Below are 15,172 nucleotides of genomic sequence, written 5' to 3'. Positions count from 1 at the left end.
CGGCGTCCCCGGCTCACCCTGAGTAGGCCCTTCGGTTTCTGTGCTGAGTGGCCTCCAGGAGAATGGGGTACGTTCAGGCCGATATCGATGGGGGCGGAAGACGGGAGGAGGCACGCGGTGTCGTACGAACCCAAACTCGCCGCGGCTCTTTCCGGCGCGACGCTGCGCCAGCTGTCCCACTGGCGCCGAGCCTCTGGGCCCAAGGGCGCCGTGCTCGTGCCCGAGATCTCCAGCGAGAGGCCGATCCTCTACTCGTTCCGCGACGTTGTCGCACTCCGCATCTGTGTGCAGCTGCGCGAAGAGGCTTCGTTGCAGAAGATCCGCCGTGCGCTGAACACGCTCCGGGAAGATCTCGGCGAGTCGAAGCACCTCTCCTCGTACAAACTTGTCGCGGGTCCGGACACGATCTATCTGGCTGAACCCGACCACGCCGTAGACCTGATCAAGGGGGGCAACGTGGTCATCCACCAGATGGTGGATGTTCTCGCGCCCTTCTATAAGGACGGCCGTAGCATTCCCGCTCTGCTCACCCCCCGTGAGCACGTCGCGGTCGACGCGTCGGTCCGCGGCGGAGAACCGGTCATCCAAGGCACCAGGATCCCGGCGTCAGATGTCGCTGCCCTCGTAAGAGACGGCATCCCGCCGGACCAGATCAGTGAGTTCTACCCAGGAGTGACGGCCGAGGCCGCCCGGGACGCCGCCGACTTCAGCGAGTACGTCGACAGCTATGGCAGCAGCGAGCCCCGGCAGGTCGTCGCTTGAAACTGCTGCTCGACGAGAACGTGCCGCGCCCCATGGCCGAGATCGTGCGCATCCTGCTGAAGGCCCATGAAGTCGTCCACGTCCACGACCTCAAGGGCTGGACGGGCACGAAGGACATCGAACTGTACGCCAAGGCCAAAGCCGACGGCTTCGAGGTCGTCATCACCAACGACACCAAGCCGCTCAGCCGTCCACTCGAAGTGGCGGCCATCGCACAGTCGGGCCTGCATCGTATGGAGTACCGCCAGAACAACAAGCACGGTGGCCTGGTGGGCCTGGGCACGGCGATCGCCACTGTCTGCGCGGCCCTTCCTCACGCCCTGTCCGAACTCGAGGCAGCTGACGGCCAGCGTCTCGTCTCTCTGACGTCGATCGACCCGACCCGGCAGAAGCGCCTCCAGATCACGGACCCTGCCGTCGCCCCGCCGAAGCACTGGCCGGGGCGCGATTCGGCCGCTGAGTCCTGACGCCTCGATACACGAGGGCTCCCGGCCAGTACCCCATGGGAAGCGATGCCGGGAAATGATCTGGCATCGCCGCCTGCGCTTCGTCTCATCAAGACTCACTGCCGAGCTCTTCCTGGAGCTCGGCGATGCGTTGTTGGGTTGCCGCGGCGTTCCTCTGCTGACGGGTCAGCTTCGCCTCGGCGGCTGCCAGTTCCCGGGCGAGCCGCTCCCGATCAGCTGCCGCCCGCTCACGGATGGTCCCGTCATCGCGGTACGCCGGCCCTACCCGCTCACTGCTCACTACGCCGCGACGCTCTCCGCATTCTGGGCAGTCGACGACGCGGGCGGAGACGCGGGTGTTCTCGCGATGCTGAATGTAAGGCACCACGTGGTCGCAACGGAGAGTGAGATCCCAACTATCGAGGTCCTTCTTGCGTTCTTCCCGTGAGGGCCAGGAAGCGAACAGCTTGGCGAGCTTCTCCAGCTGCTTCGGCCCCATCGGCGGTGGCGGGCAACAGAAACAGCAGTGCGTTACCCGAGAACCGCTGACGGTCCACCGGGCGGCCCGGCAGCCGGTGTGCCGCTCGCGGAACTTCTGGTTGGCTTCCTCGTATTCGAGCTTCTCCGCCTCGGACAACTTCATGAGGGGTGGCCACCTCCCCAGGTCATCCGTCATGGGCATCCCGCAACCGCGGCAGGGCTCACCGGCCACGTACTCCGCCCAGCTGAGGCGTGTACCTTCTCGCTCCCACTGTTCATCCCGCTCGCGGCGCCGCCGGTCATCCGCTTCGGCTTCGAGGGACGAGCGCAGAGCACGCTTGGCGGCTCGTTGCCGCTTCTGCTCCTCCGTGAGCTTGGCCATGCGCTTCACCCTCCGCTGCGCCGGGTTCCTGTGCACGACCGCGGAATCCATGCTGGCGTGGCCGCCCCGTTTGCCGGCTGCCCGTGTGCCGGATGACAACTTGCGACCGGGCTCGGATCGCAAGCGGCCTTCAGGCGACTGATGGCGTCCGGTGCGGGCAGTCGGAGGTTGCTGATTTGATATGCCGTCAGCGAGCCCTCTACAGAGGGCATGAACAGCAGGGCATATGACGCAAGGGGCAATCCTGCCAGCCCGGCACCTGCCCTGAACGGGGATCTGCGCGATGTCTGTGACTCAGCGCTACGGCTGGTCACGCTTCTAGGTGTAGGTGTCACGGGAAGTGATGCCCCCGGCTGTTTCAGCACCTGGCTGGTCCGTGAGGCCCTGGCCGAGTCCCGCCCTACCTGGGGATCGTCCGGTCTGATGCCATGGACGAAGTGCAGCTTGGAGCACCATCGTTGGGGGCGATGTGGGGACATCCACGCGATGGAAGGGGCCGAACGGCGATCCGTGGAGCTCCGCTGGGAGGCGGCTGGCGAGCTGGCGGGATGACTCGCGCGACGCGGATCAGCGGCTGGAGGAGATCGCGGCGGACCACCTGAGCGCCCTGCACGAGACACTCCGTGCCGATCGATCGGCTTTCGGGTTGTACGACACGGCTTGTGCGGCCGGTGAAAGGCTCGCCGGAGCTCTGGGATCGCTGGCCACAGAGGGCGCGGAGTCGGAGGACGCGCTCGTCGCGCGTCTCGTGTCGGAGGTCGGAGGGGACGGCGGCACACTCGCCGACGCCGCGGTGCGCAGGGGGATGGCCGCGGCGGTCCGCGATGTCCGGAGCAGACATCCCGAGCTGGACGACGCCATGGGCGGAGGCGCCGTCGGCGGTGGCTTCACCTGGGACATCCTGTGCGACCTCTACCAGGTGTTCTTCGCCGACATGGTGGGGGAGTTCCTCAGGTCCGTTGTCGCCGAGCACGTCAAGCTGGCGGTCCCGGTGCTCATCGCGACCGATCCGGAAAGCAGGATCGCCGACTGGGTCGCGGAGAAAGTGGTGGACCTGGTGCCGAATCCCTGTGAGGAGTCCGCCGAAGCGACGGACCTTGCACAGGCTGTGGATACCGCACAGTCGGTGGTGGGCGCTGCGCAGGATCCGGCGGCTGCACTGCCCAAGATCGCCGAGTTGTTGGTACCGCGGGCGGTCGGAAAGGTGCTTGGCCTGATCACTGAGGAGATCACCGGAGAGGAGGGAGCTGCGGCGTGACCGATTCCAGAGACTCCTTGTGGTGGCGTGGCCCCCAGGGCGACCGACCTCGTAGTGACCGCTGGAAGGAAATCGGCGAGGAAGCCTTCCAGGAAAAGGAGCGCCGCATCACTGGCCGGCACCACCTGCCCGGTCCCGTCCCCGACTGGGCCGAGGATCTGTTCCGCGTCGCCAGGGCTGCGTTCATCGCCGACAAGTACGTACGCCGGACTGGAGTACGGGACCGGTGGACCCGTCGTATCAGCCTTGCCGTACCCGTAACGGAACACGAGCGATGGGGAAGCGCAGCCGTCCGTACCCACCTCACTGCGCTCCTCCAAGTCCTCACCGGGGACCTATGGAATGTGGACTTCCGGCCTCTCACCGGTCACTACGTCGAAGAGGCACTGGTCTCTCCGGCCGACCCGCGCGCCTCGGAAGTCGCCTTGTTCTCCGGTGGGCTGGATTCCCTCAGCTGGGCCGCCACCCGTTCGCTCGCCGACGATTCCCGACCGCTGCTGCTCGTGATGTTCCGCGAGATCGGCCTGCTGCGTCTTCAGCAGCGGGTGTACAAGGCCGTCGAACGCCTAGGCGGAACACGACCGCTGCTGCTGTTGCCGATGAGCCAGACCCCGGCGGGCGACGGCTCCGGGCAGCGGCTGGAGACCTCCTCCCGCACACGTGGGCTGCTGTACGCGGCGGGCGCGATCCGCGCCGCTACTGCACATGGGGTGGGCACCGTCCACGTCCCTGAGAACGGCCAGCTCGCCCTCAACCCGCCTCTGACACCGGCGCGTTCGGCCGCTTGCTCCACGCGTTCCGTGCACCCGCGGACGCTGGGCAGTCTGAACGCCTTGGTAACTGCCGTGAGCGACATGGAGAGCACGGTGCAGGTGGTCAACCCCTTGGCACCGCTGACGAAAGGCGAGGTGTGCAAGGCCGGACGTGATGCGGGCCTCACCCCGTCCGACCTGGAGTCCACGCTGAGCTGTGGCAAGCCGCCAACCCGTCGAAGCGGCGGCCCTCCCATCGCCAACTGCGGCGTCTGCTTCCCGTGTCTCGTGCGCCGCTCCGGACTACTCCACGCCAACGGCACCGACGGCACCTCGTACGAGGCATTGCCGTGGGCGGACGATTTACCGCTTGACCGGGGCGCCGACTGGCGGGCGCTGCAGCGGTGGCTGCTCGGCCGGTACACCCTTACGGATGTCTTCACCGATACCCCGCTGCCGCCGGACACGGACCCGGCGATGGCGTTCGACTTGATCAGGCGCGGGCGGGAAGAGCTGGCCCGGCTGGTTCAGATCGCGGATGCGATAGAGGCTGACGCGGCGTAGGCGGCGAGCGAGATCTAGGTCGCACCGGGCCGCCTTGGCGGTTATAGGACGGCATCGTCGAGGTGTCCTGGACGCAGTCCCTGCGCAGAGCGTCCACTGATCCGGGGCAAGTCTTTTCGCCTACCCGTTCTGGTCGTGAGTTGAGGGCCCAGATGGACTCTCTCGTCGACTCTCTGTCTCAAATCCCAAACGACGTGCACTCGACGCAAGGGCTTGAACTCTCGGCGCGCGCCTAAGGAAATCCCAAACGGCGTGCACCCAGCGGTGCGTGGCCTACGTCTTCTACTGTCCTTCCTGAAGCCAGGGATCACCGGCTCACTCGTCCGCTGGGAGATCCCACGACCTCAGGAAGGAACCACGTCGTGCAGCTGAGGCTGATGTACGTGATCATCGCCGTCCTCGCGGCGCTTGTCGCCGCTCTGGTCGGCAGCGTCGTGACCGTGGTCGAGGGAGGGCGTCCCACGGCGGCCTTCAAGACTGGAGCATTGACCTTCGCCGGCTCCCTGACGCTCCTTATGGTGGTCATGGGGGCCCTGGGGGTGGTGGGCTCGTGAGCGGCATGAGTGCCCTTGGAGGACACGTGCAGGCCGAGAGTGCCTCCTCGCTCGACGAGGTGCTCGCGAAGGTGCGTCGACACCGCATGCATCTCTCGCGGCTGATGAACGCTCACGACGCGACCCGCCTCGTCCTCGGGTTGCTGTACCTGAGCCGGAAGGCGCACGCTGAGCCCGGCACCGGCGTGCCGACATGGTCGTGGTTGATGGGGCAGCCGGCAGAGCGCGGCTCGGGAATCCGCGCTGCCGTGCGCAAGTGTCTGAGCCACTGGCTTCCCCCAACCGACGAACAGGGCGCTGTGGCGGACACGAGGAGCCTGATGCCCGTTCCGCCTTCTGGTTCAGAAGGACACCTGCACGCTCTCGTCCAAGCCATCGGTTCCATCCAGCGGGTTGGGCCCCTGCTCGACCAGTGCCTCCGTGACCTCTCGGCGGACCAGGCTGAGGGAAGCCACTACTTCACGCCGGATGACATGGCGCGTCTCATGGTTGGTGCGGCCGTCCCCCGTGACAGGCACAGAGTGCTGGACCCGGTCTGCGGTTCAGGAGGACTGCTCGTCGAGAGTCACCGCTACGTCCGCGAAAGCGTCGGGCTGGACCCGACCATGTCCTTGCAGGGAAAGGAGCAGCACGCCTACACCTCACAGGTGGCCCGCATGAACTTCGCGGTACGTGGGATCACGGCTCAAGTCTTCCCACCCGGGGACAGCCTCGCGGAGCCCGAACCCGAGCCTCACGACATCATCCTGGCCAACCTTCCTTTCAACCAGCGCGACTGGGCACCGGAGGACAAGACGGAGCAGGGCGCCCGCCGGTCGCCTTCCCCGGTCCCAGTCGATCCCCGATGGCTGGAGGAACCGCCGTCCCGAGGGTCCGCCAACTCCGCGTGGATTCAGCACATCGCGCACGCGCTCGCTCCGGCCGGACGAGCCGTCTTTCTGATGGCCGACAGCGTGGCCAACAGCCGACAGCCCGTCACCCGCAGGCTCCGCGAACGCCTCCTGCGTGACGATCTCGTCGAGTGCGTGATCGCTCTGCCACCTCGCGTGTTCGGTCACACCAAAGCCCCCGCCTGTCTGTGGGTGCTCAACAAGGACAAGAGCGCGCGCCCCGGCTGGGGTGTCCGGGACCGTCGCCAGCAGGTGCTGTTCGTCAACGCGCGGCGAGCCTTCGAACCGGTCCAGAATTCGAGAGCACGGAGGCTGGGCGACAAGAACACGGCATCGATCCTGGCCACCCTGGCGGCCTGGCGTGGCCTTTCCGAGAACGGTGCTGCCGCCTCGCCGTACAACGACGCAGTCGGCTGGTCCCGAAGCTGCTCCACCAAGGAGATCGCCGACCGGGAGTCCATCCTGATGCCGACCTCGTACGCCGTGGAGCCTCCCGGTCCAGAGCGGGACACACGGAGCCGCGTTGAGCAGCTCAAGCTCGAACTAACCGATCAGTTCGAGCAGATGCGTGCCCTGGAGCTCCAACTGCTGGACGCCTTGGAGGAGATCTGATGGAAGCCAATGCCGACCAGTTCGCCTCGGGTAAAGCGGATTGGCAGACGACCTCCATCAAACATGAGTGGATCCACGGGCGCATCTACACCACCTGCGGTTTCCTCGACGACGCGGCTGCCGATCAGACTGCAGGAGTCGTCAGCTCGACGTTCGTCCAGAACGGCAGGATCCTCTCGCCCAGGGCCAATGAGTGTCGGCCCGGTGAATCCCCGCCCAGCCGGGCAACCCTCAAGGAGGGCGACCTGGCCGTCGTACTCGTCCGACGGGTGGGCGATTCCGCGCTGGTCACCGCCGACCACGCCGGATGTAGAGCGACCAGGTCAATCGGCATCATCCGCGCTGAGCCGCACATAGTGCGGTGGCTGCGTATCTGGCTGCAGACACCGACGGCGAAGGCTCGCATCGACGAGGACGTGACGGCCCATGTCGAGCCCACCATCAGCCTCGACACCCTCCACCGCATGCCGTTTCCGCTGCCCCCGCCAGACGTCATCAGCGCATACCACCGGGCCTTCGGCCTCATCGAGGAGATGACCGCCCTCTACAAAGAGACCGCGCGCAAGGCGGTGGACCTGGCCGACGCCCTCCATGACGACTGGGCCTCGACGATGCCACCGTGGGAGACACGACCGCTTGCGAAGGTCGCCAAAGCGAAGACGGGCCAAGGGTCCGAACGCTCTCTTCCCCCGTTGCCCACAGAACCCATCACCGATGTAACCGATGTAATCGCCCCTAAAGATCTATACGACCTCCCCGTGCCCCACGTCCAAAGGTTCCGTCTGAACAGTCCAGGGAACGACGGCGAGGCACATCCTCCCGGCACCTTGATGCTGAGCACCCGTTCCGACGGCGCACACATCGCCGTTCCGCGCCGACCAGCAACACCTCTCAGAGGCGTCGTGGCCGTACGACCTATTGAGGACGAGGACGGTTGGTGGCTGCTCCACGAACTCAGGAGTAGGAGCAGCGACATCGCACGGCTGGCGCAGGGCCAGAACGGCCGGGAAATTTCCGCCCGCGCCCTCAAGCGCCTGGAGGTCACCTGGCCGGACCAGTTCACGCGCACCGAATTCCACACTATGGCCGGTCCCCTGCACGCCGTGATGCGACTCCTGGTCGCCAAGATCGCGACGCTACACAGTCTGCGGGACGCGCTCCTGCACGACATCTCAGCGAAGGCCGGTGTCCTCCGGGAACCGACAGCCGAGCCGGAAGAGCAGGGCACTCCTGCTCCCGCCCATCGCGGGCCCGCACCACGGAGGCATGACCGGCGATGAGTCAGGATGGTCCCCGGAGAGTCGACAGGCACCCGCGTGAGAACGGTGAGACATGACGCCAGGCCGCTGCTGAACCGAAGGTTGGACGGACTCGGGACGACGATCTTCGCGGAGATGCCGGTGCTGGCGACCGCGACAGCGCGATCAACCTTGGCCAGGGCTTCCCCGACGCCGATGGACCTGAGGAGATACGCGAGGCCGCCGTCCGCGCCTTGAGGGAGGGGAAGGGCAACCAGTTCCCGCCCGGCCCGGGCGTCCCGGGACTGCGCGCCGCGATCTCCGACGACCAACGGCGCTTCTACGACCTCTCCATCGACCCCGACACCGAGGTCCTGGTTACCGCCGGCGCGACCGAGGCCATCGCCGCCACCATGCCAGCGCTGCTGGAGCCGGACGAGGAGGTCATCGCCTTTGCATACCGGGATGGTCGACGCTCACTCAGTCTTCTTGTCGCCTTGCTCGTCGTTCCCGCGCAGACGACGCGCTCGCTCGGCGATACCGCTGGAGAGCTTGTTTTTCACCGAGTTGGCCCGGTCGAGGGTCTCGTTGCCAAGGCTTCGGGCAGCACCAACACCATTTACTCCTTTTTCCAATGCTCTGTCCCTCACCTCCAGGGCAGCTTCCGTCCATCGCCTCGCCTCAGATGAGTCGCCACCGGACTCGATTCCGAGCCGCACGTGAAAGTCATGGACGCCGGTCGCGACCTGGTTGCTCGACTGGACCACAGCCGGGGATGTGGTCGGGTGCAGCAACACCTTCGCGTTGGCCACGCCAGCAGCGGCGTCCATCCTGGCCAGCAGAGTTTCGGTGCTCCGCGAGATGTGCTCCAGCCGGCCCTGCCGGGCGGCTTTCAGGCCGAGGCGATGCCCGTTGAGCTCATCGGGGGACGCGTCCAGCACCCTGTCGAGTTCGAGTACAGCGAGCGCGTCCTGCAAGTGGAAACAGCGAGCCAGAACGGCGAGCCATTCTCGAACGATGCCTTCAGCCTCCTTGACCATCGTGGCGAGATCGCCGATCTTGGTCTCACGCTCCATGTTCTCCGCGAGCGCGTCGAGTTGACGCAGCGCGTACGCCTGCGTCTCCGCGATCGTCGCCGGCGCGGCGTGCACCTTCGACCAGGTGACCTCGTCGACCCTGCCCCGCTTCTCTCGGATGGTCATGGCCTCCTCGATCACGAAGCCCACTCCGATCATGCGGGCCAACACAGCGTCCTTCTGGGCACGCAGTACGTCGTCGACCTTCTTGTCGATCGCGGCGAGATAGTCAGTGATCTCGTCCATGGTCTGTTGCATCGCAACTTGCGCCATGAACTTCCCGGCATTGGCAAGAGTCGCCGGGTTGGACAGGAGCGATCGGGGCGCGTGCGCGAATTCGAGGAATCCCTTGATCTGACCCTTCTGCCCCTTCAGCACACCCGTGCTGAGCCCCGTCTTCGCGCTCTCCCTCAGGCCATACTTCTTGAGAAGCAGCGCCGATTTCGGGGTCAGCTTCACCCAGTGAGCGGAGTTGGCGGCGATCTCCGATCCTGCCTCGGCGACTGCAGCACCCGTGGCGAAGACGGACTTGTACCATCGCGGTCCGAGGCTCTTGGACGGCAGTCCCTCCGAAGCAAGGAAGTTTTCGACATCCTTCGCGCTCCCCATGACTGTCAGCCCATCCCCGTCGCTGATCAGCTGAATTTCGTTGTCCATGATCCGCTCCTGAAGTGGCTTCTCGCCGTCGAAAGTGGTCGGAGTTCGTAGAGTGATCACCGGGCCGCGGCCGAGGTCTTCCAAAGGCGGGAACCTCGGCCCCGACCCGGTCGGGATGTGGGTGCACTGCTCTTGCACCAGCGCGGCCGCGCGGGCTCAGCTGTCCGGCATACCGGTGGTGGCCCACTCGTCGGCGAAGTGCTCCATCTGCTTCAGGACCAGGTTCACCGCCTCCGCACGACGGTCCGGCGGGTAGCTGTGGTGGGCCAGCAGGCGCTTGATGGCGCTGCGGAGACCGGCGCGGACCGGTTCACGGGCGATCCAGTCGGGCTTGAGCTTCTTCTGGACCTCAGCGACGAGGTCGCGGGCGATGCTCGCCAGGATCTCATCGCCCATAAGTTCCTGAGCCGTGCCGTGCTCGGCCACGGCGTCGTAGAAGGCGAGCTCGCGCCAGTTCAGCGGCGGATCGAACTTCTCGCCGCGCCGAGCATCTTCGACCACTTCCTTGGCCATCTCGACCAGCTTGGCGATGAGTTCGGCACTCGTGTACTGCTGCCGCGTGTACCGGATCATCAGGTCCTGCAGACGGTCGGAGAAGGCCGTGCGGCGGACGATGTTGTGACGCGTGACCTCGCGCATCTTCTGCTCGATGAGCCGCCGCAGTGCCTCCGCCGCAAGGTGGGGAGTGTCGCTGCCCTGGAGCTTGGCGACGAGTGCGTCGTTGAGGTGCGTCAGGTCGGCCATCTCCAGGCCGGCCTCGGCGAACAGGTCCGATATCCCGCCGGTCTCGACCACGGACGAGGTCAGCTGGGCGAGGTACAGCTCGACATCGCGGGCTACGGGTAGGCCGCGGGCCTCGCGGTCCGCCGCGTCGAGCTTGGCCATGTAGGCGCGGACCTCGACGAAGAACTGGACGTCCCGGCGCCAGGTCGGGTGGTCCGGGAAACGCTCGCCAATGTTCGTGGCACTGGCGGACAGCGCGTAGAAGCGCTCCAGGCGGTGGGAGTGGTCGCGAAAGCGCCGGCCGACGGTCCGGCGGGGGTCGTCGAGCTTCTCCGGGTCGTTGCCGGGGGTACGCGGGTTCCGGAGGTACTCGGCGGCCCCGCCGGAAGCGTTGACGAACGCCTTCGCCGTCGGCTGTTCAAGACGCGCCCGCCAGTTGAAGCCGCGCAGGATGTCGTATTCGTTGCGCAGCTCGTCCAGCGCGCGGTCGAGGTCTTGGCCGAGGGTGCGGTCCTCCTGGTCGGCGTCCGTGTACTCGGCGATCGCCTTCTGCAGGTTCTCCGTCAGTGGCGCGTAGCCAACGAGCAGACCGTCCTCCTTGCCGCGGAAGCGGCGGTTGACCCGGGCGAGGGCCTGCATCAGGTTGGCGCCCTTGAGTGGACGGTCCAGATACATGGTGTGGACCGGCGGGGCGTCGAAGCCGGTCAGCAGCATGTTGTTGACGATGAGCAGCTCCAGCTCGTCGTCGGGGTCCTTGGCTCGGTTGATGACCGCCTTGCGCTGGCCGTCGGGCAGAGCGTGGGCGAGCAGGTGGTCTTCGTCCTGACGGGAGTTCGAGGAGAAGACGATCTTCATCGCGCCCTTGTCGAGCTCGTCGCTGTGCCACTCCGGCCGCAGCTCACGCAGGGCGTCGTAGACCCGGACGCAGATCTCACGGGTCGCGCAGACGACCATCGCCTTGCCGGCCGCCCCGCCCTTCTCGGAGACGCCGACGAACGGTCGCATCCGCTCGCGCCGCTCCTCCCAGTGCGCCACTAGGTCCTCGGCGAGATCCCTGACACGGGCCGGCAAGCCGTACATGGCATTCATCGTAGCGACGGCCGTCTCGACCCGGCGGCGTTCGGTGTCGTCGAGGCCGTCGGTGATGCGGTCGGCCTCCTCGTCGATCTTCGTCGGGTCGACATCTTTGCCAAGGACGAGCTTGATGACCCGCCCCTCGTGGAAGACCTTGACCGTCGCGCCGTCGTCTGCGGCCCTCTTAAGGTCGTAGATATCGATGTAACCGCCGAAGACCTGGCGGGTGTTGCGGTCGGCCTCGGAGATCGGCGTTCCGGTGAAGGCGTGGAGCGTGGCGTGCGGGAGGGCGTCGCGGAGGTGACGGGCATAGCCGTCGAGGTTGTCGTAGTGGCTGCGGTGGGCCTCGTCGACGACGACCACGATGTTGCGCCGGTCGGAGAGCAGCGGGTGGTCGGCCCCTGACTCCTTCTCCTCTTTGGTCTTACCGAACTTCTGGAGGGTGGTGAAGAGGATGCCACCGGTCCGCTTGGCAGCGAGCTCCTCCCGCAGCTTGGCCCGGGTCGCGACCTGGAGGGGCGTACCCGGGAGGATCTCGCTCTCCAGGAAGGTGGAGTACAGCTGGTCGTCGAGGTCGTTGCGGTCGGTGATGACGACGACGGTCGGGTTCAGCAGGGCCGGGTCGCTCATCACCATCGCCGTGGTGAGCACCATCTCCTCAGACTTGCCCGAGCCCTGCGTGTGCCAGACGACACCAGCTTTCCCATCACCGGCTGCCGCCTCCCGCACCTTCTCCGCGGCCCGGGTCACCGCGAAGTACTGGTGCGGCTTCGCGATGCGCTTCATCCGCTTGGACGGCACGAAGTTGATGAAGGACCGGCACAGGGAAAGGAAGCGGGGCTGGGTGAACAGCCCGTGCAACGCCAGGTTCTGGCCCGAATCGGCCACCCCCTCGCCATCCACGGCGAACGGGGTGACACGGGCCCCGGCCTCGTCCGTATTCCACGGCGCGAAGTGCTCGTACGGGGTGAAGGGCGTGCCGTACTTCGCCGTGATGCCGTCGGAGAGCAGCACCACCGCGTTGTAACGGAAGGCGGTCGGGAACTCCTTCACGTACCGGGCGACCTGGGAGTGCGCGTCCTGGAGCGTGGCGCTCTCGTCGCCGGCGCGCTTCAACTCCAATACGGCGAGCGGGAGTCCGTTGACGTAGAGGACGATGTCGAAGCGGCGCCGCTTCTCGCCGTCGACGACGGTGACCTGGTTCAGCGCGCGGTACGTGTTCCCGTCCGGGTCCGTCAGGTCGACGAGGCAGACGGTCGGGTTGTGCTCGGCGCCGAAGGCGTCGGTGTAGACGACGGAGCGGATGCCGGTTGTCAGGTAACCGTGGGCGGTGCGGTTCTCCTCGTACGTGTCCTGCGACTCCGGGGTCGCCGCGACGCCGACGGCGTCGCGGACGGCGTCCGGGGGCAACTCGGGGTTGAGCCGCTCGATCGCCTCGCGGAGGTCGGGGTAGAGGATCAGGTCGTCCCAGGACTTACGGTGACAGGAGCCGGGGGCGAACTCGTTGCCGGAGGCTGGCAGCCAGGCCAGCTCGGCGAGTTCGTCGAGGGCGAGCAGCTCCCAGTCGGCTTCCAGAGGGCGGTGGTTCTGGCTTCTTCCACTTCCGCTCTCGTCGTCGTGCGTCATGTGTGATCCTCGACAATCTTCTCGGCGTCTTTGACGTGAAGGCGGCCGGACATGAGCTGGGGGAGGAGAGTGTCGCGGAGGTTGGCTAGGGTCAGGTTTTCCTGCTCCGCGAGCAGAGCGCGGTCCCACAGAGGGCCAATCTCGGCGTTCAGTATCCGCAGGACATCGCGGTCCGGAACAGGCACTACTTCATCCAAGTGTTTGCGCTGGATGTGGCCCATGGTCGTCGCCTTGTCCGCAGCAATGGCGCGGAACTCATCAATCTTCCTGTGGACAAGGTGACTGATTAGCCACTGCGGATACCCGTCCTTCGGGACACATTTGAAGATATGCTGGTTGATGATTGCCTCGGGCCACCGGACTGCTCTCCGCATCTGTGACCGGGCCCCGCAAGCGGGAGCACACCTTCCATGGTCAGCATCCCTCCCCGCGCGATTAACCTCGGCCTCCAGCTGGCCTCAACCAAGACGGTCCTCCCCGAGGCGCAGGGCACCGTGCGTGGTGGCGAACTCGTCTGCAGGGTCCCCCTGCAACCCACTCCTGCCAGCAGGCGCTACACGGTGCGAGTCGCCTACCGGCACCGACGCCGCCCCCGCGTAACGGTTACCGACCCGCCCCTGACCCTGCATCCACGCGCCACGGCCCTGCCTCACGTCTATCCCGACGGTGACCTGTGCCTGCACCTGCCAGGGGAGTGGAAGGAATACATGCTCCTATCGCACACGATCCTTCCGTGGGCCTCGGAATGGCTCCTGCACTACGAACTGTGGCGGGTCACGGGGCGCTGGGCTGCCAACGGACACGACTACGCTGTCCCACCGGCCCAATAGGGAGTGCAGGGGTGGGGGTTGACCGTCCACCGGTCGGTGAGCGCTGGCCGTGCACCTGATCTTGCGGCGCGGTCGTTTTGGGAGCGGCGTTTCGAACTCGGCTCCCAAATGGCTCCCAAAACGGCCCCAGGAACCACTCAGGGGCCTGATCCATCAAGTGGATCAGGCCCCTGACCTGGTACTTCACTGTCGGGGTGGCGGGATTTGAACCCACGACCTCTTCGTCCCGAACGAAGCGCGCTGCCAAGCTGCGCTACACCCCGATTGTCGCTGCTTGTCGCGGCGACGTCGTTTACTTTAGCCCACCGGGGGCTGGAGACGAAATCCGGTTTTCGGGGCGGCGGTCATGGCGGCCCGGGCGGCCTCGGCGGGGGCGGACGAGGTCGGGGCGGAGGTGGTCGACGGCGACCAGGACGAGGGCGAGGGCGTAGAGGGCGAGGCCCATGAGCAGGGCGTTTCCGAGGACACTCTTGTAGCCGTGCCGGTCGACGTCCAGGAACGGGTAGAGGTACGGCGCCGGCCAGTCGGGGGTCAGCAGTGCCGCGCGGCCCAGCGTGAACGCCAGGAACGCCATCGGGTAGAGCGTCCAGACCACGGTGTGGCCCAGCCGTAGCGCCGCCGGGCGGGTCAGGAAGAGCCAGTCCGCCACCACCGCCGCGGGGATCACCGTGTGGAACGCCAGGTTCGTCAGGGCGTGCCACCCCGTCGGCGTCACCGGAGCCCCCGTCGACGTCATCGTCATCGAGAAGGGCGTCGCGTCCCTCATCAGGATCAGGTGGTAGACCAGGGCCGCGACCATGACGTACAGGACCGTGCCCCCCGTCACCGGCGGCGGCAGCGGGCGGCGTGCGGCCCATGCGCGGCGGGACGACGCGGCGAAGACCAGTGCCACCAGCACCGTGCACTGGACCGAGAAATGGCTGAGGACACGCAAGGGGCTGCCCGCGACCATCTCGATCAGCACGGTCACGGCCGCTGCCAGCGCCACCACGGCGCGGAACGCTGCCGCCAGCGGGCGTCGAGTCGGTGCCACCACTGCCGTCGCGGGCACGATGGACGTCACCGGTGCGGGGATGCCCGAGATCGCGGGCAGGTCTGGGATGTCCCTGGGTATCGGTGCGGTCATGCGCTCACGCTAGGCTGCGTCGACATACCGGGCGATTCGGGCGACCCGTATGGGTGGTCAGAGGCCCGAGGCCCGAGGCCCGAGGTCTGCGGCCAGGGGCCCGAGGTCTGCGGCCAGGGGCC

Annotated in this window: 13 protein-coding genes, 1 tRNA gene and 1 pseudogene; 9 read left to right on the top strand and 6 right to left on the bottom strand. The window is 66.6% G+C overall.

What is annotated here, in order from left to right; all coding sequences use genetic code 11:
* Positions 1-117 precede the first annotated feature (117 nt).
* Positions 118-762, top strand: a complete 645-nt coding sequence (locus AOK23_RS26460) for a DUF433 domain-containing protein (protein WP_055715151.1) — start codon at positions 118-120, stop codon at positions 760-762.
* Complete coding sequence (locus tag AOK23_RS26455; RefSeq protein WP_055715135.1) at positions 759-1,229, top strand: DUF5615 family PIN-like protein; 471 nt, start codon at positions 759-761, stop codon at positions 1,227-1,229. Before AOK23_RS26460 ends, AOK23_RS26455 begins: the two co-directional genes overlap by 4 nt.
* An 88-nt stretch (positions 1,230-1,317) precedes the next feature.
* On the opposite strand, the gene AOK23_RS26450 is transcribed toward AOK23_RS26455, so the two are convergent.
* Positions 1,318-2,070, bottom strand: coding sequence for a hypothetical protein (locus AOK23_RS26450; protein ID WP_055715134.1), 753 nt, complete (start codon positions 2,068-2,070; stop codon positions 1,318-1,320).
* 469 nt (positions 2,071-2,539) lie between these two features.
* On the opposite strand from AOK23_RS26450, the gene AOK23_RS26445 reads away from it, so the two are divergent.
* The 6 genes and pseudogenes from AOK23_RS26445 to AOK23_RS45560 all read left to right on the top strand — a co-directional run.
* Positions 2,540-3,328: a hypothetical protein gene (locus AOK23_RS26445; RefSeq protein ID WP_055715133.1), complete on the top strand. Its 789-nt coding sequence runs from the start codon at positions 2,540-2,542 to the stop codon at positions 3,326-3,328.
* Positions 3,325-4,644: a 7-cyano-7-deazaguanine synthase gene (locus AOK23_RS26440; RefSeq protein ID WP_055715132.1), complete on the top strand. Its 1,320-nt coding sequence runs from the start codon at positions 3,325-3,327 to the stop codon at positions 4,642-4,644. The genes AOK23_RS26445 and AOK23_RS26440 overlap by 4 nt, the downstream gene beginning before the upstream one ends.
* A gap of 362 nt (positions 4,645-5,006) precedes the next feature.
* Positions 5,007-5,198 (top strand): hypothetical protein, encoded by a 192-nt coding sequence (locus AOK23_RS26435; RefSeq protein ID WP_055715131.1) that lies wholly within the window; start codon positions 5,007-5,009, stop codon positions 5,196-5,198.
* Positions 5,199-5,224: 26 nt separating this feature from the next.
* The gene (locus tag AOK23_RS26430) at positions 5,225-6,700 is read left to right on the top strand and encodes an N-6 DNA methylase (RefSeq protein ID WP_240496565.1); all 1,476 of its coding nucleotides are present in this window, start codon (positions 5,225-5,227) and stop codon (positions 6,698-6,700) included.
* Positions 6,700-7,980, top strand: a complete 1,281-nt coding sequence (locus AOK23_RS26425; protein ID WP_107102878.1) for a restriction endonuclease subunit S domain-containing protein — start codon at positions 6,700-6,702, stop codon at positions 7,978-7,980. The genes AOK23_RS26430 and AOK23_RS26425 overlap by 1 nt, the downstream gene beginning before the upstream one ends.
* Positions 7,977-8,393: pseudogene (locus AOK23_RS45560) on the top strand (aminotransferase class I/II-fold pyridoxal phosphate-dependent enzyme); the annotation flags it as partial. The gene AOK23_RS26425 and the pseudogene AOK23_RS45560, both read left to right, overlap by 4 nt.
* Positions 8,394-8,414: 21 nt before the next feature.
* On the opposite strand, the gene AOK23_RS26420 reads toward AOK23_RS45560, so the two are convergent.
* The 3 genes from AOK23_RS26420 to AOK23_RS50300 all read right to left on the bottom strand — a co-directional run bounded on the left by AOK23_RS26420 (position 8,415) and on the right by AOK23_RS50300 (position 13,468).
* Positions 8,415-9,671 (bottom strand): hypothetical protein, encoded by a 1,257-nt coding sequence (locus tag AOK23_RS26420; RefSeq protein ID WP_055715149.1) that lies wholly within the window; start codon positions 9,669-9,671, stop codon positions 8,415-8,417.
* 156 nt (positions 9,672-9,827) lie between these two features.
* Positions 9,828-13,094, bottom strand: coding sequence for a type I restriction endonuclease subunit R (locus AOK23_RS26415; RefSeq protein ID WP_055715130.1), 3,267 nt, complete (start codon positions 13,092-13,094; stop codon positions 9,828-9,830).
* The gene (locus tag AOK23_RS50300) at positions 13,091-13,468 is read right to left on the bottom strand and encodes a restriction endonuclease subunit S domain-containing protein (RefSeq protein WP_055715129.1); all 378 of its coding nucleotides are present in this window, start codon (positions 13,466-13,468) and stop codon (positions 13,091-13,093) included. Before AOK23_RS50300 ends, AOK23_RS26415 begins: the two co-directional genes overlap by 4 nt.
* A 36-nt stretch (positions 13,469-13,504) precedes the next feature.
* On the opposite strand from AOK23_RS50300, the gene AOK23_RS52235 reads away from it, so the two are divergent.
* Positions 13,505-13,924, top strand: coding sequence for a type II CBASS E2 protein (locus AOK23_RS52235; protein WP_055715128.1), 420 nt, complete (start codon positions 13,505-13,507; stop codon positions 13,922-13,924).
* Between the two features lie 189 nt (positions 13,925-14,113).
* Here the strand turns inward: AOK23_RS52235 and AOK23_RS26400 are convergent.
* Together AOK23_RS26400 and AOK23_RS26395 are read right to left on the bottom strand one after the other, a co-directional pair.
* A tRNA-Pro gene (locus tag AOK23_RS26400) sits at positions 14,114-14,187 on the bottom strand.
* 29 nt (positions 14,188-14,216) lie between these two features.
* Positions 14,217-15,050 (bottom strand): Pr6Pr family membrane protein, encoded by an 834-nt coding sequence (locus AOK23_RS26395; protein WP_055715127.1) that lies wholly within the window; start codon positions 15,048-15,050, stop codon positions 14,217-14,219.
* Positions 15,051-15,172: the final 122 nt, after the last annotated feature.

It is taken from the genome of Streptomyces torulosus, from assembly GCF_001419765.1.
Taxonomy (GTDB): Bacteria; Actinomycetota; Actinomycetes; order Streptomycetales; family Streptomycetaceae; genus Streptomyces; species Streptomyces torulosus.
The sequence above is the reverse complement of the archived record's forward strand: the minus strand, read 5'-3'. Positions and strand labels throughout refer to the sequence as shown.

Excerpts from the sequence above, each read along its gene's own strand:
- AOK23_RS26425 (WP_107102878.1), top strand. The coding sequence starts at position 6,700 with ATGGAAGCCAATGCCGACCAGTTCGCCTCGGGTAAAGCGGATTGGCAG.
- AOK23_RS52235 (WP_055715128.1), top strand. The coding sequence starts at position 13,505 with ATGGTCAGCATCCCTCCCCGCGCGATTAACCTCGGCCTCCAGCTGGCC.
- AOK23_RS26395 (WP_055715127.1), bottom strand. The coding sequence starts at position 15,050 with ATGACCGCACCGATACCCAGGGACATCCCAGACCTGCCCGCGATCTCG.
- AOK23_RS26415 (WP_055715130.1), bottom strand. The coding sequence starts at position 13,094 with ATGACGCACGACGACGAGAGCGGAAGTGGAAGAAGCCAGAACCACCGC.
- AOK23_RS50300 (WP_055715129.1), bottom strand. The coding sequence starts at position 13,468 with ATGCGGAGAGCAGTCCGGTGGCCCGAGGCAATCATCAACCAGCATATC.
- AOK23_RS26450 (WP_055715134.1), bottom strand. The coding sequence starts at position 2,070 with ATGGCCAAGCTCACGGAGGAGCAGAAGCGGCAACGAGCCGCCAAGCGT.
- AOK23_RS26420 (WP_055715149.1), bottom strand. The coding sequence starts at position 9,671 with ATGGACAACGAAATTCAGCTGATCAGCGACGGGGATGGGCTGACAGTC.